Origin of the sequence: Pseudomonas citronellolis (assembly GCF_900112375.1) — a bacterium.
GTDB classification, from domain to species: domain Bacteria; phylum Pseudomonadota; class Gammaproteobacteria; order Pseudomonadales; family Pseudomonadaceae; genus Pseudomonas; species Pseudomonas citronellolis.
In genome coordinates this window covers 191621-213284 of sequence record NZ_FOLS01000008.1, presented here as the reverse complement: position 1 = coordinate 213284, position 21664 = coordinate 191621, and the positions used below count along the sequence as shown (strand labels likewise).

Below are 21664 nucleotides of genomic sequence, written 5' to 3'. Positions count from 1 at the left end.
GCATCGAATGTTCTGCGTTTACGGCTCATGAATGACTCCTCTATTCAGTGGATTTTCCACCTATCGAGGTGTCCGAGGAAATTGAACCACCACAACCCAGCCTCCTCTCGGCACGGACAAGCCCCCTCTCCCTTCAGGGAGAGGGCTGGGGAGAGGGGACGGCGTTCATCCCGAACACTGTTGTTACCGGCTGGCACCGTTCGCGAGTAAGCTCGCTCCTACAAGTCCCCCCAGCCCCCATCACCCCAAAAACCCGGCGTAGAATGACCCTCCCAGCGACCCACCGACGCCCGCCATGCCCCTAGACGACCAGACCCTCCGCGACATCTCCCGCCTCACCCTGCAGCACTACCAGGACAGCGCCGAGGCCTTCCGCGAAGGCACCCGCGACCATGACGTCAGCCAGAACATCGCCGCCCTGCTGCGGCACATCCACGGCGAGCCGCCCTTCGCCCTGCTGGACTTCGGCTGCGGCCCCGGCCGCGACCTCTGCACCTTCAAGGCCCTGGGCCATGCGCCGGTGGGCCTGGACGGCTGTCCGAACTTCATGGAAATGGCCCGCCAGGCCAGCGCTTGCGAGGTATGGCTGCAGGACTTCCTGGCGCTGGACCTGCCGGCGGCGCGCTTCGATGGCATCTATGCCAATGCCAGCCTGTTCCACGTGCCGCGCCAGGAACTGCCGCGGGTGCTGGGCGAGCTGCGCGCGGCGCTCAAGCCCGGCGGCGTGCTGTTCGCCTCCAACCCGCGCGGGGACAATGCAGAGGGCTGGAACGGCCCGCGCTACGGTTCCTATCACGACTGGGAAAACTGGAAACAGCTGCTCGAAGCGGCGGGCTTCGAGCAACTGGAACACTACTACCGGCCCGCCGGGCTGCCGCGCGAGCAGCAGCCCTGGCTGGCCAGCGTGTGGCGGCGCGTCGGTTAGCTGCCCTTGGCCGCCCAGGCGTTGAAGCGCAGTTCCAGCTCCTCGCCGTGGTCCACCCAGAAGGCGAAGTCCACCGGCACCGCCTGCTCCAGGTTGGCCGGCGCGGTGTTCAGGCGCTCCACCAGGGCCGGGTCGAGCAGCGCGGTGGTCTTCTTGTTGACCGAGCCGTAGCCCAGCTTCACGGTGTGGATCTTCTGCTGCTCCGGGCGTAGCGAGAAGGCGATGAAATCCTCCGCCTCCTGCTTGTTCGGGCTGCCCTTGGGGATGGCCCAGGAGTCGATGGCGTAGAGGCTGTCGTTCCACACCACCTTCATCGGCGCGCCCTCCTCCTGGGCGGCGAACACCCGGCCGTTGTAGGCGGTGCTCATCACCACGTCGCCGCTGGCGAGGAATTGCATGGGCTGGGCGCCGGATTCCCACCACTGGATCGACGGCTTGATCTGGTCCAGCTTGCGGAAGGCGCGGTTCACGCCCTCGGGGGTGGAAAGCACCTTGTAGATGTCCTGCTTGGGCACGCCGTCGGCCAGCAGGGCGATCTCCAGGGTGTACTTGGCGCCCTTGCGCAGCGCGCGCTTGCCGGGGAATTTCTGCGTGTCCCAGAAGTCCGCCCAGCCGGTCGGCGCGGTGGTCAGGCGCTTGGCGTCGTAGGCCATGGCCATGGACCACACCAGCAGGCCGGCGCCGCAGTCGGACACGGTGCCCGGCACGTAGTCGGCGACATTGCCCAGGCGCGCCGGGTCCAGTTGTTCGAACAGGCCCTCGTCGCAACCGCGCAGCAGTTCCGGGCCCTCGACCTGAACCACGTCCCAGTTGACGCTGTGGGTGTCGACCATGGCCTTGATCTTGCCCATCTCGCCGTTGTACTCGCCGGCGATCACCTTGTTGCCGGTGGCCTGCGTGAAGGGCTTGTAGAAGGCTTCGGTCTGCACATCCTTGCTGGTGCCGCCGAAGGAGATCACGCTCAGGTCGGCCGCCATGGCGCCGGACGCCAGGCCCATGAGCAGGGCCGCCGCTATCGGGTTCTTCATTTCCACCTCTTGGCTTTGTTGTTGGCAGATTGCAAGCACGCTAGGCGCCCGGCCTCTGCGGGCCGGGACGCACGCAAAAGGGATCAGCTGCGGTAGTCGGCCGCGCCGTCCTCGATCAGGCGCAGGGCCGACTCCCAGGCCAGCAGATGCAGGCCGCCGGCCAGGGCTTCCTCTTCCTGCACGGCGACGCGCTCGCGCACCGCTTCGGGCGGGTAGCGCAGCTGGCGGCCGCCGGCCAGGGCCTGGACCTGGGCCTGGCAGGCGCGTTCGAGGAAGTAGATCTGGTTGAAGGCCTCGGCGATGCAGCGCCCGGTGGCCAGCAGGCCGTGGTTGCGCAGGATCATCGCCATGTGCGGGCCGAGGTCGCGGACCAGGCGCGAGCGCTCGTCCGGGTCCAGGGCGATGCCCTCGTAGTCGTGGTAGCCCAGGCGGTTGTGGTACTTGAGCGCGTGCTGGCTGATCGGCAGCAGGCCCTCCTCCTGGGCCGACACGGCGATGCCGGCGGCGGTGTGGGTGTGGATCACACAGGCCACGTCCGGGCGCGCGGCGTGCACCGCCGAGTGGATGTTGAAGCCGGCGCGGTTGACGCTGTCGGGGCCGAAGCGCGGGTCGATGACGTCGCCGGCGTGGTCGACCTTGACCAGGTCGGAGGCGCGCATCTCGTGGAACATCACGCCGTAGCGGTTGATCAGGTAGTGCCCCGGCTCGCCCGGCACACGGGCGGAGATGTGCGTGTCGATGTGGTCGGTCCAGCGGAAGTGCGCCACCAGCCGGTACAGCGCGGCGAGATCGCAGCGGGCCTGCCACTCTTCGGCGGAAATACTCGCGGGGTCGATGTTGTAAGCTGTGTCGCGCATGGCAATTCCTTGTCATCAGGCTTGCGCGGCTTGGCTGCCGCGTCGTGCCCCGCAGTGTGCTGGGCCGCCCGCCCGGCCGCCATGCACAGGGGCGCTGGAGTGCCTGCAGTGCTGTTATGGCCGCGCGGCCTGTACAGTTTCCGTTTCCCTTCCACCGGACGCTTCGATGCTGTTGCTCGACCCCACTTGCGAAACGCCCCTGGTCACCCAGATCGTCGACGGCATCGCCCAGGCCATCGACGAGCAGCGCCTGCGCCCCGGCGCCAAGCTGCCCTCCATCCGCCGGTTCGCCCAGACCCACGGGGTGAGCCACTTCACCGTGGTCGAGGCCTACGACCGCCTGGTGGCGCGCGGCTGCCTGAACGCCGTGCCCAACGCCGGCTTCTACGTGCGCGGCCCGCTGGCCGGGGAAACCGCCGACGAGCAGGCCGCGCCGGAATTCGACTTCGACGCCCACCTGCTGCTGCACAAGGTGTTCCAGCCCCTGGGCATGGAACTGCGCCCCGGCGTCGGCCTGCTGCCCGAGCACTGGCTGGATGGCGAAGGCCTGCTGCGCGGCCTGCGCACCCTGGCCCGGGAAGAACCGGCGCAGTTCGGCAACTACGGCCACAGCAAGGGCAACCCGCGCCTGCGCGGCAAGCTGGCCGACCGCCTGGCCGACGCCGGAGTGGCCGCCAGCCCCGAACAGGTGCTGCTGACCAGCGGCGCCAGCCAGGCGCTGGACCTGGCCGTGCGCTACCTGGTGCAGCGCGGCGACCCGGTGCTGGTGGACGAGCCCGGCTACCACAACCTGTTCCTCAACCTGCGCCTGCAGGGCGCCAACCTGCTGGGCGTGCCGCGCAGTGCCGACGGCCTGGACCTGGAGCGCCTGGAGCAGCTGGTGCGCGAATACCGGCCCAAGGTCTACTTCACCCAGGCGCGGCTGCAGAGCCCCACCGGCGCCAGCCTGTCCCTGGCCGCCAGCCACCGCCTGCTGCAACTGGCGGAGAAGTACGACTTCCTGATCGTCGAGAACGACATCTACGCCGACCTCGACCCCGCCGGCCAATTGCTGCTGGCCAACCTCGACCAGCTGGCGCGGGTGATCTACATCGGCAGCCTGTCCAAGGTCATCGCCCCGGCGCTGCGGGTGGGCTTCATCGCCGCCCACCCGGAGCTGATCGAGGAACTGCTGCCGCTGAAGATGGTGGCCGGGCTGACCAGCTCGGAACTCACCGAGACCCTGGCCCTGGACATCCTCCTCCAGGGCCGCCAGCGCAAGCACGTGCGCCAGCTCCGCGAACAACTCGGCGAGGCCCACGACAGCGTGGCCCGGCGCCTGGAGGCGGCGGGGCTGGAGCTGTTCCACGAACCGCGCGCCGGGCTGTTCCTCTGGGCCCGGCACCGCGCGGTGGCCGACGCCACCCAACTGGCCGAACGGGCCAAGGAAGCGAAGATCCTGCTGTTCCCCGGCCAACTGTTCATGCCCGACGGCCGCCACGTGCCCTGGCTGCGCTTCAACGTCGCCCACTCGCTGGACGAACGGCTCTACGCCTTTCTCTCCCGCCAGGACGGCTCTTCGTAGGAGCGAGCTTGCTCGCGAACGCTTCAGCGTCAGGCAGGTTCGCGAGCAAGCTCGCTCCTACAGGTCGGGCACCTCACGCCGATCCGGCGGATATCGCCAGGCGCCGCGCCAGCGCTTAGACTTGCCGCCCATCATGAACCAGCCAAGAGAACACCATGGGCGCCCAGTGGAAAGCCAAACATAAGGAAGCCGCCGCCAACGCCAAGGGCCGCGTCTTCGGCAAACTCGCCAAGGAAATCATGATCGCCGCGCGCAATGGCGCCGATCCGGACATGAACCCGAAACTACGCCTGGTAGTCGAGCAGGCCAAGAAGGCCTCGATGCCGCGCGACACCCTGGAGCGCGCCATCAAGAAAGGCGCCGGCCTGCTCGACGGCGGCGCCAGCTTCGAGCGCGTGGTCTACGAAGGCTTCGCCCCGCACCGCGTGCCGGTGATCGTCGAGTGCCTGACCGACAACGTGAACCGCACCGTGGCGGAAATCCGCGTGCTGTTCCGCAAGGGCCAGCTGGGCGCCTCCGGCTCGGTGGCCTGGGACTTCGACTACCTGGGCCTGATCGAGGCCACCCCGGCCGGCAGTGACGCCGACGCGGAACTGGCCGCCATCGAGGCCGGCGCCCAGGACTTCGAGGCGGGCGAGGAAGACGGCGACACCCTGTTCCTCACCGACGCCACCGACCTGGACGCCGTCTGCCGCGCCCTGCCCGAGCACGGCTTCAGCGTCGCCTCGGCCAAGCTCGGCTACAAGGCGAAGAACCCGGTGAGCCTGTCCGGCGCGGAGCTGGAGGAAGTCGAAGCCTTCCTCGACGCCCTGGACGGCAACGACGACGTGCAGAACCTCTACGTCGGCCTGGCCTGACGCCACGCGCCGGGTTCCCGGGGGCGTAGGGCGTATAACCGTTCGCGGTTATACGCCGCTACACCTTTTTCATCGCCAACGCCATGGCTGAGCCAGGCGTTCCCGCCCAGAATGCCCAGGCTCGCCCCCAAGCGGGGTTCGACCAAGGCCAAACGGCGTATAACCGCGAACGGTTATACGCCCTACGCTCCCCGCCCCATCAACACCGCCTGGCTCGCCTCGGCCTTCTCGCGGAGGAAATCCCAGGTGGTGCGCATCCGCGCGATGTCCTTGAGCTCCGTGGGCATCAGCATCCAGAAGGTCCGCACGAACTCGATCTCGCCCGCCAGCACCGGCTGCAGGCTCGGGTCCTCGGCGGCGGCGAACGCCGGCAGGATGGCCAGCCCCGCCCCCTCGGCCACCGCGCGCTGCTGGGCCAGGATGCTGGTGCAGCGCAGGGCCATGTGCAGCGGCCGGCCGATCTCGTCCAGGTACTGCAGTTCCTTGCTGTACAGCAGGTCGTCGACGTAGCCCACCAGCGCGTGCTTGCGCAGGTCGTCGCGGTTGCGGATGGGCCCACGCTCGGCCAGGTAGTCCCTGGCCGCGTACAGGCGCAGCACGTAGTCGGTCAGCCGGGTGATCAGGTAGGGCCCGCGGCCGGGGCGTTCCAGGGTGATGACGATGTCCGCCTCGTGGCGCGACAGCTGCAGCGCCCGCGGCACCGCCAGCAGGTCCACGCCCAGGTGCGGGTGGCGGCGGTTCAGTTCCACCAGCTGCGAGGTCAGCAGCGTCGAGCCGTAGCCCTCGGTGGCGCCGATGCGCACCTTGCCCGAGAGGTTGTCCTCGGCCCCGGCCAGGCGCTTCTCGATCACCTTGCAGGCGCTTTCCATGGCCTCGGCCTGGGGCAGCAGGCCGTGCCCGGCCTCGGTCAGCCGGTAGCCGGAGGGCTCGCGCACCAGCAGCTGCGCGCCGATGCTCTTTTCCAGCGCCTGCAGGCGCCGCGCCACCGTGGTGTGGTCCACGCCCAGGCGCCGCGCGGCCACGGTGAGCTTGCCGGCGCGGGAGAGTTCGAGGAAGAAACGCAGGTTGTCCCAGTCCATCGCCGGCTCCGAGTGTGCAAAAACGCAGAGCATGCTTGCACATCACCGCATTGAATTCATCAAAAATGCACTGCTAGGATCAATCCAACTGCCTTGAGGCATGCCCAAGGCCCATAACAACAAACCGCCGCAGGCTGGGAGTTCCGATGAGTACCACCACTACTGCCGTTCCCACGGTCAAACTCTTCATCGACGGCAAGCCCGTCGAGTCCACCAGCAGCGAATGGCGCGAGGTGATCAACCCCGCCACCCAGGAAGTCCTCGCCCGCGTGCCCTTCGCCACCGCCGAGGAAGTCGAGCGCGCCGTGGCCAGCGCCAAGGCCGCGTTCAAGACCTGGAAGAAAACCCCGATCGGCGCCCGCGCGCGCATCTTCCTCAAGTACCAGCAGCTGATCCGCGAGAACATGAAGGAACTGGCGGCCATCCTCACCGCCGAACAGGGCAAGACCCTGCCCGACGCCGAAGGCGACGTGTTCCGCGGCCTGGAGGTGGTCGAGCACGCCGCGGCCATCGGCAACCTGCAGCTGGGCGAGCTGGCCAACAACGTGGCCGGCGGCGTCGACACCTTCACCCTGCTGCAGCCGCTGGGCGTATGCGCCGGCATCACCCCGTTCAACTTCCCGGCGATGATCCCGCTGTGGATGTTCCCGATGGCCATCGCCACCGGCAACACCTTCGTCCTCAAGCCCTCCGAGCAGGACCCGATGGTGACCATGCGCCTGGTCGAGCTGGCCCATGAGGCCGGCATCCCGCCGGGCGTGCTGAACGTGGTCCATGGCGGCCCGGACGTGGTCAACGCCATCTGCGACCACCCGGACATCAAGGCCGTGTCCTTCGTCGGCTCCACCCGCGTGGGCACCCACGTCTACAACCGCGCCTCGCTGGCCGGCAAGCGCGTGCAGTGCATGATGGGCGCCAAGAACCACGCCGTGATCCTGCCCGACGCCAACAAGGACCAGACCCTCAACGCCATCGCCGGCGCGGCCTTTGGCGCCGCCGGGCAGCGCTGCATGGCGCTGTCGGTGGCCATCCTGGTGGGCGAGGCCAACGAGTGGATCCCGGACCTGGTGGCCAAAGCCAAGACGCTCAAGGTCAGCGGCGGCACCGAGGCGGGCACCGACGTCGGCCCGCTGGTCTCCTGCGCCGCCCTGGACCGCGTCAGCGGCCTGATCGAACGCGGCATCCAGGAAGGCGCCAAGCTGGAGCTGGACGGCCGCAATCCGCAGGTGGCCGGCTATGAGAAAGGCAACTTCGTCGCCCCGAGCATCTTCTCCGGCGTCAGCGCGCAGATGAGCATCTACCGCGAGGAAATCTTCGGCCCGGTGCTCTGCGTGGTCTCGGTGAAGACACTGGACGAGGCCATCGAGCTGATCAACGCCAATCCCAACGGCAACGGCACCGCCATCTTCACCCGCTCCGGCGCCGCCGCGCGGCACTTCAAGGAAGAGATCGACGTCGGCCAGGTGGGCGTCAACGTGCCCATCCCGGTGCCGGTGCCGCTGTTCTCCTTCACCGGCTCGCGCGGCTCCAAGCTGGGCGACCTGGGCCCCTACGGCAAGCAGGTGGTGCAGTTCTACACCCAGACCAAGACGGTCACCGAACGCTGGTTCGACGAGAACGAAGTGGGCGGCGCGGTGAACACCACCATCCACCTCAAGTAAGCCGCCGGAACCCGCCCGCGCGCCCCGCCGGCCAGGCCCTGCAGCAGGAAGCTGCGGGGCCACAGGCCACGCGCGGCGCGGGCCCTGTTCCCGACAACGACAACAAGGGGAAAACCCATGCGCATCGGCTTCATCGGACTCGGCAACATGGGCGGCCCCATGGCCGCCAACCTGCTCAAGGCCGGCTTCGACCTGAGCGTCTTCGACCTTTCCAGCGCTGCCGTGCAGGCCGCCGTGGCCCAGGGCGCCAAGGCCGTGGCCTCGCCGGCGGAACTGGCCGGCGCCGACGTGGAAGTGATCATCACCATGCTGCCGGCGGCGGCCCACGTGAAGCAGGTCTATCTCGGCGATGAGGGCCTGCTGGCCAGGGTGCAGCCCGGCGTGCTGCTGATCGACTCCTCCACCATCGACCCGCACAGTGCCCGCGAGGTCTCGGCGGCGGCCCAGGCCCACGGCAACCCGATGCTCGACGCCCCGGTCTCCGGCGGCACCGCGGGCGCGGCGGCCGGCACCCTGACCTTCATGGTCGGCGGCGAGGCGGCCGACTTCGAGCACGCCAGGCCGGTGCTGGCGGCCATGGGCAAGAACATCGTGCACTGCGGCGGCGCCGGCAACGGCCAGGTGGCCAAGGTGGCGAACAACCTGCTGCTGGGCATCAGCATGATCGGCGTGGCCGAAGCCATGTCCCTGGGCGTGAAGCTGGGCATGGATGCAGAAGTGCTGGCCGGCATCATCAACACTTCCAGCGGCCGCTGCTGGGCCTCGGAAGTGAACAACCCGCTCACCGGCGCCCCGGCGGCGCGCGGCTACAGCGGCGGCTTCGGCACCGACCTGATGCTCAAGGACCTTGGCCTGGCCAGCGAGGCTGCCCGCCAGGTGCGCCAGCCGGTGCTGCTCGGGGCGCTGGCGCAGCAGCTGTTCCAGGCGTTCAGCAACCAGGGCAATGGGCAGCTGGACTTCTCGGCGATCGTGAAGCTGTATCAGGAGGGGTGAGGCCACCCGCCAACCGCTCTCGTAGGAACGAGCTTGCTCGCGAATGAAGTCAACCGGCGGTGGTGGTGCTTTGGGTTGACTCCGTACCCTCTCCCCAGCCCTCGGCTGCGCGCCCCGCCCTGAAGGGAGAGGGGGCTAGTCCGTGCCGAGAGATGGCCTGGTTTCAGCCGGAAACCTCTATGCTAGCCGGCTAACTCCGAAATACCCGAGCACTCCGAACGGTCCCCTCTCCCTTCAGGGAGAGGGTTAGGGAGAGGGCGCTCTTCAGCACAGGCACCGCCCCAGCCGGCAAGCACCGTTCGCGAGCAAGCTCGCTCCTACAAAAGCTCCACTCCCCTCCCGCACTCTGCGAAATTTCACACCCAACCTTTCCATTGAGCCCCTACAAACCCCGCCGGTAGGCTCTGCCCGTCACGGTGAATGCCGTGACACGGGTGTAGCAACCCGGATAGCTAAGGCGCGGTAGCGCCAGGCATCTCGATGCACTGGCGCTTTTTCTCGCTTCTGTGGCGGGCCGCGCGGGGCAGGCTTTGGCCTGGCCGGTTCCTTGGCTCCGGTTTGCTACCCCCGCGCGGCCCGCCTCCCATTCCGGAAGGCGGTTCCTCACCCACTCGAGGAGCAATGGACATGCAATTTCCGGCCAACCGCGTGCATCGCCCTGCTGCCTCTCATCCGGAGGCAGACGATGCCTGACATGATCCCCCTCACCACCCTTTCCCAACCCCACGAGGACGTGCTCTACGTCAACCTGCAGGCCCCGGTGGAGCACCTGATGGGCACCGCCGAACGTCGCCTGGAATCCCTCAGCGTGCTGCTGCGCCTGCTGGAAGACAGCGCCGATGAAATGCCCATGCCTTTGGGCGTGGCGCGCCTGTCCGCCAGCCTCGCACCGCTGCTGGAAGAAGCGCGGCAGTTGTACGAACTGGCCGAACGCAAGGCCCGGCAGGTACAGGCCGGCGCCTGAGCCCACGGCGGAGGGCGCAGCGCCCTCCGTCCCCTGCTCCACCCGGCGGCCATCTCGGCTATGATGCGCGCTCTCCGTGTCCCCGCCTGGAAGCCAGCGCATGATCCTCCGCCCGCAAACCCCGACACTCTGGGTGCTGCTGTTCTCCCTCAAGGGCTCGATCATCCCGGCCATCTGGCGCAAGGTGCTCTACACGGTGCTGCTCAGCTCGCTGGTGGTGGCCACCCACGGCACCCTCTACCACTACAAGGTGGTGATCACCTCAACCCCGTTCACCCTCTGGGGCCTGACCCTGGCGATCTTCCTCGGCTTCCGCAACAACGTGGCCTACCAGCGCTTCTGGGAGGCGCGCACGCTCTGGGGCGAACTGCTGGTGGTGTCGCGCAACCTGGCGCGGCAGAGCCTGTCGCTGCTGCCCGGCCTGGACGACGCCGGGCGCCGCCTGCTGGCCCAGCGCCTGGCCGCCTTCGCCTACGTGCTGCGCGACCAGTTGCGCGAGCGCCCGCAGAGCGAAGACGCCCGCCGCCTGCTCGGCAGCGAACTGGCCGACGCCCTGGCGCACACGCCCGGCCCGGCCAGCGCCCTGCTCGCCCGCCTGGGCCGCGACTTCGCCGAGGCCGGCCGCCGCGCCAACGCCAGCGACATGCTGCTGGCCAACGTCGACCAGCAGGTGAGCCGCCTGTCCTACGTGCTCGGCGGCTGCGAGCGGATCAAGGGCACGCCCATCCCCTACCCCTACATCCTCATGCTGCACCGCATCGTCCACGTGTACTGCTTCCTGCTGCCGTTCTGCCTGGTCGACAGCATCGGCTGGTTCACCCCGCTGGCGGTGTGCGTGCTGGCCTACACCTTCTTCGGCCTGGACGCCCTGGGCGACCAGATCGCCGACCCGTTCGACACCCAGCCCAACGACCTGCCGCTGGACGCCATGAGCCGCCACCTGGAGATCGCCGTCATGGAGATCCTCGGCGAAAGCGAGCTGCCGGCGCCGCTGGAGCCGGTCGACGGCCTGCTGCTCTGATCCCCGAGGACCATCCATGAACCACCTGCAAGACGTTCCCCTGGCCAAGGCCTACCTGCTGCTCAACCACGGCCCCTCCACGATAGTCACCAGCGAACACGAAGGCTTGGCCAACGTGATGGCCGCGGCCTGGGTGATGCCGCTGGACTTCGACCCGCCCAAGCTGATGCTGGTGCTGGACCGCAACACCTGGTCGCGGCACCTGGTGGAGGGCTCCGGCGCCTTCGTCATCCAGCTGCCCTCGCGGCGCCAGGCCGAACTCACCCTGGCGGTGGGCTCCAGCAACGGCGGCGAGCTGGACAAGTTCGCCCGCTACGACATCGCCACCGCCCGCGCCCGCCAGGTGCAGGCGCCGATCGTCGAAGGCTGCCTGGCCTACCTGGAATGCAGGGTGATCGCCGAGCCGCACAACCAGGAGAAGTACGACCTGTTCATCGCCGAGGTGGTGGCGGCCTATGCGGACGAGCGGGTGTTCTCGAAGGGGCGCTGGCATTTTCCGGACGAGGAGTCGCGGACCATTCATTACCAGGCGGGTGGGGCTTTCTTTGCGACGGGGGAGGCGTTTCAGGTGGTTAAGGCGTGAAGGGCAAGAGCCCCTCACCCCAGCCCTCTCCCAGAGGGAGAGGGGGCCGTTCGGCATGCTCTGATGGCTTGGCTTCAGCCGGTGGTGCAGGAGTACGCTGATGCTTCAGCAGGCAGAGGACAGCCCCCTCTCCCTTCGGGAGAGGGTTGGGGTGAGGGCAGCCGCGCTCAACCCCCACACCCAGCCCTACCCCCGCACCGCCCCCGAAACCACCCGCCCCCGCAAACTCACCCAACACCCCGGCGCCCCATCCCCCACGCTCATCGCCAGGTCGTGCAGCCGCGCCACCGCCGCCACCAGGCTCAGCCCCAGGCCGTTGCCCGGCGTATGCCGGCTGCGCTCGGAACGGTAGAAGCGCCGCAGCACCGCCTCGCGCTCGTGCTCGGGAATCCCCGGCCCGTTGTCGCGCACCTGCACTTGCACCGCCTCCCCATCCGCTTCCACCCGCACCTCGACACGCCCCTCGGCCGGGGTGAACTTCAGCGCGTTGTCCACCAGGTTGCTCAGGGCGTCGAACAGCAGGTGCGCATCGCCCTGCAGCCAGGCCGGCTGCGCCGGGCCGCTGTAGCTCAGGTGCAGGCCACGCTCCTCGGCCAGGGGCTCGAACAGTTCGACCACGTCGGCCGCCACCTGGGTCAGGTCCACCGCGACGAAGCCGGTGCGCCGCGCACTGTCCTCGATCTCGGAGATGCGCAGCAGCGCGCGGAAGGTCAGCAGCAGGCCGTGGGCGTCCTCGATGGCCTGGTCGATGGCCGCGGCGTACTCCTCCTTGCTGCAATCGCGCCGCTGGGCGCGCTCCAGTCCGGCGAGCAGGCGCGTCAGGGGGGTGCGCAGGTCGTGGGCGACGTCGTCGCACACGCCCTTGACCTCGCGCATCAGCCGCTCGATCTCGTCGAGCATGCGGTTCACCACCACCGCCAGGCGGTCGACGTCGTCGGAGCTGCCGCGCACCGGCAGGCGCTCGCTGAGGTCGCCCTTGACGATCCGCTCGATGGCCCCGGTCACCGCGTCCAGGCGCTGCTGCGAGGTGCGCCCGGCGATGATCGCGCCGGCCAGGCCGAGGATCAGGATCAGCACCCCGCCGGAAGCCATGGCGCTGACCAGCAGTTCGTCGAATTCCAGCAAGTCCTGGATGTCCTGGCCGATCACCAGCACCTCGCCCGAGGGCATGCGGTGGACGATGCCGCGCACCCGCCGCTCGCCGCCGGAAAGGCTGCGCCGGCTGAATTCGATGGGCGTGTCCAGCAGCGCGGTCGGCGGCTGCTCGGCGAGGGTGCCGGCCAGGCGCCGGCCGCTGGCGTCGAACAGCGCCTGGGGGAAGTGCTGCTCGGGGTCCTTGGCGGCGTGCTCCTGCACTTCGCGCAGCAGTTCGGGCAGCTCCAGGCCGGCGCGGTTGTGGATCTGCCGCGTCAGGTTGGCCTGCACCTCGGCGCGCAGGTAGCCGGCGGTGCGCCAGTACACGTAGCCGAACAGCGCCAGCGAGGCCACGCCGAACAGCAGCAGGAACAGCAGCGCCACGCGGAAGCTGGTGGTGCGCGGAATCTCACTCAGGCGCCCGGAGAACATAGCCCGCCCCCCGCACGGTGTGGATCATCGGCGGCTCGCCGTCCACGTCGACCTTGCGCCGCAGGCGGCCGATGTGCACCTCGATGACGTTGGTGCGCTCGTCGTAGCGGTAGTTCCACACCGCCTCGAAGAGCATGGTGCGGGTGACGATCTGCCCGGCGTGGCGCGCCAGGTACTCCAGCAACTGGTACTCGCGCGGCACCAGGTCGATCGACCGTTCGCCGCGGCGCACCGAGCGGCGCAGCAGGTCGATGTCCAGGTTGCCGATGCGCAGGCGGCTGTCGCGCGCCTCGCCGCCACGCGCGGCGCGGCGGGTCAGGGCGTCCAGGCGGGCGGTCAGCTCGATGAACTCGAAGGGTTTGGTCAGGTAGTCGTCGCCGCCGGCGCGCAGGCCGCGCACGCGTTCGTCGAGGTCGGAAAGCGCGCTCAAGATCAGCACCGGCGTCTCCACCCCGGCCGAGCGCAGCGCGGTGAGCATGGCCAGGCCGTCCATGCCGCCGGGCAGCATGCGGTCGAGGACGATCACCGCGAAGCTTTCGCTCAGGGCCCGCACCAAGCCGTCGCGGCCATTGCCGACCAGGCTGACCTGGTAGCCGTGGTCGTGCAGCGCGGCGCTGATCTCGGCGGCGGTGGCGGGGTCGTCTTCGACGACGAGAACCTGGGTCATGGGCGCGGTCCGTGGCGGCGGCGGGAGGTGTTCGGCAGTATATTTTGTCTGGCGCGGGCGAACGTCGGCCTCGCGCCAAGATGAACAAAAGTTTAGGTGCAACCTTGAGAATCCTGGTCATCGAAGACGACCCGCAGGCCGCCGGCTACCTGGTGCGGGGCCTGCGCGAGAGCGGCCATATAGTCGACGCCGCGGGCGATGGCGTCCAGGGCCTGGACCTGGCCCTGGAAAACCTCTACGACGCCCTGGTGGTGGACCGCCGCCTGCCCGGCCTGGACGGCCTGGAACTGGTGCGCCGGCTGCGCTCCGCCGGCTCCGACACCCCGGTGCTGATGCTCAGCGCCCTGGCCTCCACCCACCACCGCGTCGAGGGCCTGCAGGCCGGCTGCGACGACTACCTGGCCAAGCCCTACGCCTTCGTCGAAGTCCACGCCCGCCTGGCCGCCCTGCTGCGCCGCCCCGGCCGCCGCCTGCTCGGCGCGCGCCTGCAGGTCGGCGACCTGCAACTGGACTGCGAAGGCCGCGTGGCCCAGCGCCAGGGGCACAGCATCGTGCTGCAGCAGCGCGAGTTCCTGATCCTGGAAAAACTCATGCGCCACGCCGACCAGGTGGTGACCCGCGGCATGCTGCTGGAAAGCGCCTGGGACTACGACTTCGACCCGCGCGACAACGTCATCGACAAGCACATCCACCGCCTGCGGCAGAAGGTCGACCAGGGCTTCGGGTGCACGCTGATCCACACGGTCCCCGGCGCCGGCTACATGCTCAGCGAAACGCCGCCGGAATAGGTGGAGCCGAGGTGCCGGGGTGCTCTTCGTAGGAGCGAGCTTGCTCGCGAACAAGGTTTCCGGGCTAGGCGTGGTGTATGGCCTGAAGAGAGAGGGGATCGTTCGGAGTGTGTTGGTGTTTCGGCGTTAGCCGGCTTGCACCGAGTGGCCGGATGACACCAAGCCCTTTCTCGGCACGGACAAGCCCCCTCTCCCTTCAGGGCGGGGCGCACAGCCGAGGGCTGGGGAGAGGGAAAGGCGCCTCCCCAACATACCGTAGCCACGAGTGAGCACCGTTCGCGAGCAAGCTCGCTCCTACGAAGAGCCCCTTGGCACCGCTCCAGGCCGGCGTCCAGGCGCTCGCGCAACCCGGCAGCGGCAGCTATACGCCCTACGCCGAGGCGCTTTTCGTAGGATGGGTTGAGCGAAGCGATACCCATCGTCCCCCCAACCGAACACCGGCCCTGCCGACGGGATCGCGGACAGAGTCCGCTCGCGCGCCATTCCCATATAGGAGCGCGCCCTGCGCGCGAATCGCGGGCAGGGCCCCCGCTCCTGCAAAAAACACCTCAGCGCAGCCTGCAAGCGTGCCTATGAGGACCGCAACTCCACCACACCTGGCATTCAGGCCGCCCGATTCAATGGCCGAGCCCGCTCTATGCGGGCACGTCGCTCTGGCGAATTCAACGCCGCCCACAGGTCGTTGCGCCGCTGCAGGTTGAGCCAGAACTCCGCAGAGTTGCCGAATACCCGGGCCAGCATCAGCGCAGTATCGGCTGTCACCGCACGCCGGTCGTTGCACAGTTCGTTGACCAGCTTGCGCTGCACCCCCATCGCTTCGGCGAGGCGGCCTTGGGTCAGGCCTAGCGGATCGAGGAACTCGCTGCTGAGCACCTCGCCGACGCTGACCGGCTTGCGTTCGGTGATGATCACGTTGCACCTCATCGGTACGAATGGTTGTCGAGGTAGACGTCCGAGGCTTCGCCTTTTTCGCCATCCCAATGAAAGACCAGGCGCCATTGGCGATTCACCCGGATCGAGTGGTATGCCCGCAGGCGCCCCTGCAAGCGCTCGAAATGGTTGCTGGGTGGGCTACGCAAGTCCGCGTCCGTGGTGGCGTCGTCGAGCATCTGCAGCTTGCGGAACAGGCGCTCCTGGATATCCGCGGGAATCTGCCGCGGCATCCTGTCCCGCACGAAGAACGCTTCCAGCCACGCCTCCCTGAAACTCCCGATCATGGGCCGGCTTCCTTGAAGGGAAATGTACCGCGTCACGGTACAACCGGCAAAACTCTGGAGTTGTCAGCCAACGGTTAGGCAAAAGCCGCAAAGCCAATCGGAAACCTCCCAAGCGCCACCTAAACTTTTATTCAGCTTGGGAAGAACCGCCCGGTAGCTGCCCGGCGCTAAGGTCGTCCATCACAGCAGCCCGCAGCACGCGGGACGCAGAAGGACGAACCCATGCCCCCAACCACCGCCGGCGCCCTGCCCCGGCTGGCCGCCGCCCTTTCCCTGGCCCTGCTCGGGGCTTGTTCGCTGGTGCCGCAGTACCAGCGGCCCGGCGTGCCCGTCGCCAGCCACTGGGACAATGCCGCCGCGCCCGCCGCCCAGATGCCGCAGCAGTGGTGGAAGGACTATGCCAGCGCCGAGCTGGACAGCCTGATCCAGCGCGCCGGCAGCGACAGCCTCACTCTGCAGGCAGCGGTGGCGCGGGTCGACCAGGCCCGGGCCAGTGCCCGCGTCACCGGGGCCGCGCTGTACCCGGACCTGAGCCTGGGCGGCAGCTACGTCCACGATCACGACAGCAGCAAGAACGCCCACGACCTCTACGCCCAGGCCAGCTACGAGTTGGACTTCTGGGGCCGCAACCGCGCCCTGGCCAATTCCGCCACGGCGCTGGCCCAAGCCACGGCCTACGACCTGGAGACGGCGCGCATCGGCCTGCAGGCGGATATCGCCGACAGCTACTTCCAGGTGCTCTCGCTGGACGAGCGCCTGGCCGTGGCCAAGCGCATCGCCAGCGACGCCGAGAACATCCTGCAACTGGTGCAGACGCAGTCGCGCCTGGGCTCTTCCTCCGACCTGGAGGTGGAGCAGCAACGCAACGCCCTGCAGAACTTCCAGGCCAACGTCAGCGTCCTGGCCCAGCAGCGCGACGCCGCGCTCTACCAGTTGGCGGTGCTGGTGGGCACCGCGCCCGAGGGCTTCGCCCTGCAGCACAGCGGCCTGGACGGCGTCCAGCTGCCCGAGGCGCGCGCCGGGCTGCCGGCCAGCCTGCTGAGCCAGCGGCCGGATATCCAGGCCGCCGAGGCGCGGCTGGTCTCGGCCAACTTCGATGTCGGCGCGGCGCGCGCGGCCTTCCTGCCGAACATCTCCCTGGGCGCCCTCGCCGGCAGTGACGTGCATACCGGCGGCGGGCTCTGGCAGCTGGCCGCCAGCCTCAGCCAGCCGCTGTTCGACGGCGGCCTGCTGGAAGGTCAGTTGCAGGCCGACCGCGCCCACGCCCGCGAGCTGGTCGCCGACTACCGGCAGAACGTGCTCCAGGCCCTGCAGGACGTGGAGACACAGCTCAGCGCCAACGCCCGCCTGGCGCAGACCCAGCGCATCGACCAGGCCGCCGTGGATTCGGCGCGCAAGGCCGCCGACCTGGCCCAGGTGCGCTATCGCCTGGGCAGCACCGACTTCCTCACCCTGCTGACCGTGCAGCGCACCCTGTACCAGGCCGAGGACAGCCTGCTGCAGGTGCGCCTGCAACGCCTGCAGGCCTCCGTCGGCCTGAACCGCGCGCTCGGCGGCGGCTTCCAGGCACCGGCGGGCGCCGAGCTGGCCAGCAATCAACCTTCCGCACAGGCGATTCGACCGTGAGCCCGTCCCAGCCCTCCTCCCAGCGGCGCTACTGGCGCCTGGCGTTCCTCTTCCTGGCCGTGGCGCTGGCCGTCTTCGCCTGGCGCCACTTCTCCGCCACCACGACGGCCAAACCGGCCGAGGCGCCGGTGCCCGTGAGCCTGGGCGTAGCCGACCAGCGCGACCTGCCGATCTGGCTGCAGACCATCGGCACGGTGCAGGCGCTGAACGCGGTGGACATCAAGGTGCGGGTGGACGGCGAGCTGCAACAGTTGCACTTCCAGGAGGGCCAGATGGTCAAGGCCGGGCAGTTGCTCGCCGAGATCGACCCGCGCCCCTATGCCGCCCAGGTGCTGCAGGCCAAGGCCAACAAGGCGCGCGACGAAGCGCAGCTGGCGGTGGCCAAGGTCAACCTCGAACGCGCCAGCAAGCTGGCCGCCGCCCATGCCGGGCCGAGCCAGGACGTGGACACCCTGCGCGGCCAGGTGGCCACCCTGCAGGCCACGATCCAGGCCGACCAGGCGGCGCTGGACACCGCCCAACTGCAGCTCGGCTACACCCGCATCGCCGCGCCCTTCGCCGGGCGCACCGGGCAGCGCCTGGTGGACGCCGGCAGCATCGTCCACGCCAGCGACAACACCGGCCTGCTGACGCTCACCCAGATGGCGCCCATTTCCCTGGCCTTCAGCCTGCCCCAGGAGGACCTGGCCGAAGTGCTGCAGGCCAACGCCGGGCAGCCGCTGCAGGTCGAGGCGCTGAGCCGTGACGGCCGCCAGCACATCGCCACGGGGCGGCTGAGCTTCATCGACAGCCAGGTCTCCAGCGGCAACGGGCAGATCCTGTTCAAGGCCGACTTCGCCAACGCCGACGGCAAGCTCTGGCCCGGCGAACTGCTCAGCGTGCGCCTGCTGCTGCGCACCGAAAAGGCCGCCACCGTAGTGCCGGCCAGCGCCGTGCAGCAAGGCCCGCAGGGCAGCTTCGTGTACGTGGTGGGGCGCGACCAGCAGGCCCAGGTGCGCGAGGTGAAGGCCGGCGCGGTGGTCGATGGCCTGCAGTGGATCCACCAGGGCCTGGCGCCCGGCGAAACCGTGGTCACCGGCGGCCAGTACCGCCTGGCCCCAGGGCTGAAGGTCGCGGCCCTGGCAGACGCGCGGCAGACCGCCAGCGCGGAGCAGCGCCAATGACCCTCTCCGAACCCTTCATCCGCCGCCGGGTGGCTACCACCCTGCTGGCCCTGGGCGTGCTGCTGCTCGGCGCCGCCGCCTACTTCCTGCTGCCGGTGGCGCCGCTGCCGCAGGTGGACATGCCGACCATCCAGGTGCAGGCCAAACTGCCCGGCGCCAGCGCCGAGACCATGGCGTCTTCCGTGGCCACGCCGCTGGAGCGGGCCTTCGCCAGCGTTCCCGGGGTCACCCAGATGACCTCCGCCAGCTCTCTCGGGCTGACGCAGATCACCCTGCAGTTCGACCTGGAGCGCAACATCGACGGCGCCGCCCAGGACGTGCAGACGGCGATCAACGCCGCCGGCGGTAACCTACCGAAGAACCTGCCGGCGCCGCCGACCTTCCACAAGGTCAACCCGGCGGAATTCACCTTCCTCTCCCTCGCCCTGACCTCGTCCACCCGCACCCTGCCAGAGCTGGACCGCTACGCCGACGACTACCTCGGCCAGCAGCTGTCGCAGATTCCCGGCGTCGGCCTGGTGGACTTCCACGGCGAGCAGCGCCCGGCGGTGCGCGTGCGCATCGACCCGGACGCCCTGGCCGCCCGTGGCCTGACTCTGGATGACGTGCGCGAGGTGCTGGGCAACGCCACTGTGGATGCGCCCAAAGGCAACCTCGACGGTGCCGAGCGCGCGGTGACTCTCGACACCACCGACCAGCTCACCCGCGCCGCGCAGTACGGCTCGCTGGTGATCGCCTACCGCAACGGCGTGCCGATCCGCATCAGCGACCTGGGCACGGTGATCGACGGCGCCGAGGACGTGCGCCAGGCCGCCGGCCTGCAGGGCCGGCCGACGGTGATCGTCGACATCCACAAGCAGCCCGGCTACAACGTGCTGGCGGTGACCCAGGCGATCAAGGACCGCCTGCCGGCGCTGATCGCGCAACTGCCGCGCGACGTGAAAGTGAACCTGGTGGGCGACCGCACCCAGACCATCGACGCCTCCATCGACGAAGTGCAGTTCAACCTGCTGCTGTCCATCGTCCTGGTGGTGGCGGTGGTCTTCGTGTTCCTGCGCAACGTCAGCGCCACTGTGATCCCGGCGCTGACCATCCCGCTGTCGCTGGTGGCCACCTTCGCGGCCATGTACGTGCTGGGCTACAGCCTGGACAACCTGTCGATCATGGCGCTGAGCATCGCCGTGGGCTTCGTGGTGGACGACGCCATCGTGGTGATGGAGAACATCATCCGCCACCTGGAGATGCACAAGCCGCCGCTGCAGGCCGCCATCGAAGGCACCGCCGAGGTGGCCTTCACCATCGTCTCCATGACCGTCTCGCTGGTGGCGGTGTTCATCCCCATCCTGTTCATGGGCGGGGTGATCGGCCGCCTGCTGCGCGAGTTCGCGGTGACCGTGAGCGTGGCGGTGGTGATGTCCGGGGTAGTTTCGCTGACGGTCACGCCAATGCTCTGCGCCTGGTTCATCCGCCACGACCTGCACGGCGTGCAGAACCGCTTCCTGCAATGGAGCGAGCGCACCTTCGACGCCCTGCTCGACGGCTACCGGCGCAGCCTGCGCCGCGTGCTGCGCCACGAGCGCCTGACCCTGGCGGTGGCGCTGCTCACCCTGCTGGTCACCGCCGTGCTCTACGTCGAGGTGCCCAAGGGCTTCTTCCCGCAGCAGGACACCGGCGTGATCATGGGCGTGGCCGAGGCCAACGCGGACATTTCCTTCGCCGCGATGCGCGCACGCATGGCTGCGCTCAGCGAGGTGATCCAGCGCGACCCGGACGTGGCCAACGTCTACTACTGGATCGGCCCCAACCCCACCCTCAGCCAGGGCCGGGTGATGATCAACCTCAAGCCCTACGAGCAGCGCGCGGCCAAGGCCGACCAGGTGGTGGCGCGGCTCAAGCGCGAACTGGCCGCGGTGCCGGGCATCGCCCTGTACATGCAGATCCGCCAGGACGTGCAGATCGGCGGACGGCCGAGCAAGACGCAGTTCCAGTACACCCTGCAGGACCCGGACAGCCACGAACTGGACCACTGGGCCGCGGTGCTGCTGGCGCGCCTGAAGCAGTTGCCGCAACTGCGCGACGTGGCCACCGACCAGCAGCAGGCGGCGCCGCGCGCCACCCTGCACATCGACCGCGACAGCGCCGCGCGCCTGGGCGTGAACGTGCAGGCCATCGACGACGTGCTCTACGACGCCTTCGGCCAGCGCCAGGTGGCGACGCTGTTCACCGCGCTGGACCAGTACCACGTGATCCTCGAACTGGACCCGCGCTGGCAGGTGTCGGAGGAAAGCCTCAAGCACCTCTACGCGCGCTCCAGCCTGACCGGCGAGCTGGTGCCGCTGAGCGTGCTCGGCCGCCTGGAGCCGGACCTGGCGCCCATCACCATCAACCACCAGGGGCTGTTCCCGGCGGTCACCCTGTCGTTCAACCTGGCGCCGGGCTACGCCCTGGGCGACGCGGTCGCCGCCATCCAGCAGGCCACCCGCCAGGCCGGCCTGCCGGACAGCGTCAGCGGCACCTTCCAGGGCACCGCCCAGGCCTTCCAGGACTCGCTGCGCAGCCAGCCGTGGCTGATCCTGGCGGCGGTGGTCACGGTGTACATCGTCCTCGGCGTGCTCTACGAGAGCCCGCTGCTGCCGCTGTCGATCCTCTCCACCCTGCCCTCGGCCGGCCTCGGCGCGCTGCTGGCGCTGCTGCTGTGCGGCCAGGACCTGTCGCTGATGGGGATGATCGGCATCATCCTGCTGATCGGCATCGTCAAGAAGAACGCCATCATGATGATCGACTTCGCTCTGGTGGCCGAACGCGGCGGCATGACGCCGGAGCAGGCGACCATCGAGGGCAGCACCCTGCGCTTCCGGCCGATCCTCATGACCACCCTGGCGGCGCTGTTCGGCGCCCTGCCGCTGGCCCTGGGCACCGGCTCCGGCGCCGAGCTGCGCCAGCCGCTGGGCATCGCCATCGTCGGCGGCCTGCTGGTGTCGCAGGTACTGACGCTGTACACCACGCCGGTGATCTACCTGTGGTTCTCGCGCCTGGCCGCCAGCTTCCGCGCCTGGCGCCAGGCCCGCGGCGGCCTGCTGCTGCCGCCGCAGCGCTGAGCGCCGT

The 21664-nt window shown here is 69.1% G+C and carries 19 protein-coding genes; 12 read left to right on the top strand and 7 right to left on the bottom strand.

Annotated features, from left to right (window positions below):
* Positions 1 to 295 precede the first annotated feature (295 nt).
* Positions 296 to 925, top strand: a complete 630-nt coding sequence (locus tag BM060_RS10220) for a class I SAM-dependent methyltransferase (RefSeq protein WP_074979681.1) — start codon at positions 296 to 298, stop codon at positions 923 to 925.
* Here the strand turns inward: BM060_RS10220 and BM060_RS10215 are convergent.
* A complete protein-coding gene (locus BM060_RS10215; RefSeq protein ID WP_074979679.1) occupies positions 922 to 1953 on the bottom strand; it encodes an ABC transporter substrate-binding protein in 1032 nt (343 codons plus the stop codon). The genes BM060_RS10220 and BM060_RS10215 overlap by 4 nt on opposite strands.
* A gap of 83 nt (positions 1954 to 2036) precedes the next feature.
* Positions 2037 to 2810: a class II aldolase/adducin family protein gene (locus BM060_RS10210; protein ID WP_074979677.1), complete on the bottom strand. Its 774-nt coding sequence runs from the start codon at positions 2808 to 2810 to the stop codon at positions 2037 to 2039.
* A gap of 166 nt (positions 2811 to 2976) precedes the next feature.
* Between BM060_RS10210 and BM060_RS10205 the strand changes: the two genes are divergently transcribed.
* The gene (locus BM060_RS10205; protein WP_074979675.1) at positions 2977 to 4374 is read left to right on the top strand and encodes an aminotransferase-like domain-containing protein; all 1398 of its coding nucleotides are present in this window, start codon (positions 2977 to 2979) and stop codon (positions 4372 to 4374) included.
* 155 nt (positions 4375 to 4529) lie between these two features.
* On the top strand, positions 4530 to 5231 hold the full coding sequence (locus BM060_RS10200; RefSeq protein WP_074979673.1) for a YebC/PmpR family DNA-binding transcriptional regulator: 702 nt from the start codon (positions 4530 to 4532) through the stop codon (positions 5229 to 5231).
* A gap of 182 nt (positions 5232 to 5413) precedes the next feature.
* Here BM060_RS10200 and BM060_RS10195 read toward each other — a convergent pair whose 3' ends face one another.
* Positions 5414 to 6310, bottom strand: a complete 897-nt coding sequence (locus BM060_RS10195) for a LysR family transcriptional regulator (protein WP_074979672.1) — start codon at positions 6308 to 6310, stop codon at positions 5414 to 5416.
* 146 nt (positions 6311 to 6456) lie between these two features.
* On the opposite strand from BM060_RS10195, the gene BM060_RS10190 reads away from it, so the two are divergent.
* From BM060_RS10190 to BM060_RS10170, 5 genes are all read left to right on the top strand, one after another.
* Positions 6457 to 7971, top strand: coding sequence for a CoA-acylating methylmalonate-semialdehyde dehydrogenase (locus BM060_RS10190; protein WP_074979670.1), 1515 nt, complete (start codon positions 6457 to 6459; stop codon positions 7969 to 7971).
* A 117-nt stretch (positions 7972 to 8088) separates the two neighbouring features.
* Positions 8089 to 8964, top strand: a complete 876-nt coding sequence (gene mmsB, locus BM060_RS10185; RefSeq protein ID WP_074979668.1) for a 3-hydroxyisobutyrate dehydrogenase — start codon at positions 8089 to 8091, stop codon at positions 8962 to 8964.
* A gap of 685 nt (positions 8965 to 9649) precedes the next feature.
* Positions 9650 to 9928: a hypothetical protein gene (locus BM060_RS10180; protein WP_074979666.1), complete on the top strand. Its 279-nt coding sequence runs from the start codon at positions 9650 to 9652 to the stop codon at positions 9926 to 9928.
* A 100-nt stretch (positions 9929 to 10028) separates the two neighbouring features.
* The gene (locus BM060_RS10175) at positions 10029 to 10949 is read left to right on the top strand and encodes a bestrophin family protein (RefSeq protein ID WP_009619989.1); all 921 of its coding nucleotides are present in this window, start codon (positions 10029 to 10031) and stop codon (positions 10947 to 10949) included.
* Between the two features lie 16 nt (positions 10950 to 10965).
* The gene (locus tag BM060_RS10170; protein ID WP_074979663.1) at positions 10966 to 11532 is read left to right on the top strand and encodes a flavin reductase family protein; all 567 of its coding nucleotides are present in this window, start codon (positions 10966 to 10968) and stop codon (positions 11530 to 11532) included.
* Positions 11533 to 11718: 186 nt separating this feature from the next.
* Here BM060_RS10170 and BM060_RS10165 read toward each other — a convergent pair whose 3' ends face one another.
* Positions 11719 to 13098, bottom strand: a complete 1380-nt coding sequence (locus tag BM060_RS10165; RefSeq protein WP_074979661.1) for a sensor histidine kinase — start codon at positions 13096 to 13098, stop codon at positions 11719 to 11721.
* Positions 13076 to 13765: a winged helix-turn-helix domain-containing protein gene (locus BM060_RS10160; RefSeq protein ID WP_074979712.1), complete on the bottom strand. Its 690-nt coding sequence runs from the start codon at positions 13763 to 13765 to the stop codon at positions 13076 to 13078. Before BM060_RS10160 ends, BM060_RS10165 begins: the two co-directional genes overlap by 23 nt.
* Positions 13766 to 13869: 104 nt before the next feature.
* Here BM060_RS10160 and BM060_RS10155 point away from each other — a divergent pair, with 104 nt between their 5' ends.
* Positions 13870 to 14553 (top strand): response regulator transcription factor, encoded by a 684-nt coding sequence (locus BM060_RS10155; protein ID WP_074979659.1) that lies wholly within the window; start codon positions 13870 to 13872, stop codon positions 14551 to 14553.
* A 603-nt stretch (positions 14554 to 15156) separates the two neighbouring features.
* Here the strand turns inward: BM060_RS10155 and BM060_RS10150 are convergent.
* Both BM060_RS10150 and BM060_RS10145 read right to left on the bottom strand, forming a co-directional pair.
* Entirely contained in the window at positions 15157 to 15465 is a 309-nt protein-coding gene (locus BM060_RS10150; RefSeq protein ID WP_024128404.1) for a HigA family addiction module antitoxin, read from the bottom strand.
* 8 nt (positions 15466 to 15473) lie between these two features.
* Positions 15474 to 15770: a type II toxin-antitoxin system RelE/ParE family toxin gene (locus BM060_RS10145; RefSeq protein WP_074979656.1), complete on the bottom strand. Its 297-nt coding sequence runs from the start codon at positions 15768 to 15770 to the stop codon at positions 15474 to 15476.
* Between the two features lie 222 nt (positions 15771 to 15992).
* On the opposite strand from BM060_RS10145, the gene BM060_RS10140 reads away from it, so the two are divergent.
* The 3 genes from BM060_RS10140 to BM060_RS10130 are packed head-to-tail and all read left to right on the top strand — an operon-like array spanning position 15993 to position 21657.
* Positions 15993 to 17396 (top strand): efflux transporter outer membrane subunit, encoded by a 1404-nt coding sequence (locus BM060_RS10140; RefSeq protein WP_074979654.1) that lies wholly within the window; start codon positions 15993 to 15995, stop codon positions 17394 to 17396.
* Positions 17393 to 18559, top strand: a complete 1167-nt coding sequence (locus BM060_RS10135) for an efflux RND transporter periplasmic adaptor subunit (RefSeq protein WP_074979652.1) — start codon at positions 17393 to 17395, stop codon at positions 18557 to 18559. Before BM060_RS10140 ends, BM060_RS10135 begins: the two co-directional genes overlap by 4 nt.
* A complete protein-coding gene (locus tag BM060_RS10130; RefSeq protein WP_074979650.1) occupies positions 18556 to 21657 on the top strand; it encodes an efflux RND transporter permease subunit in 3102 nt (1033 codons plus the stop codon). Before BM060_RS10135 ends, BM060_RS10130 begins: the two co-directional genes overlap by 4 nt.
* Positions 21658 to 21664 lie beyond the last annotated feature (7 nt).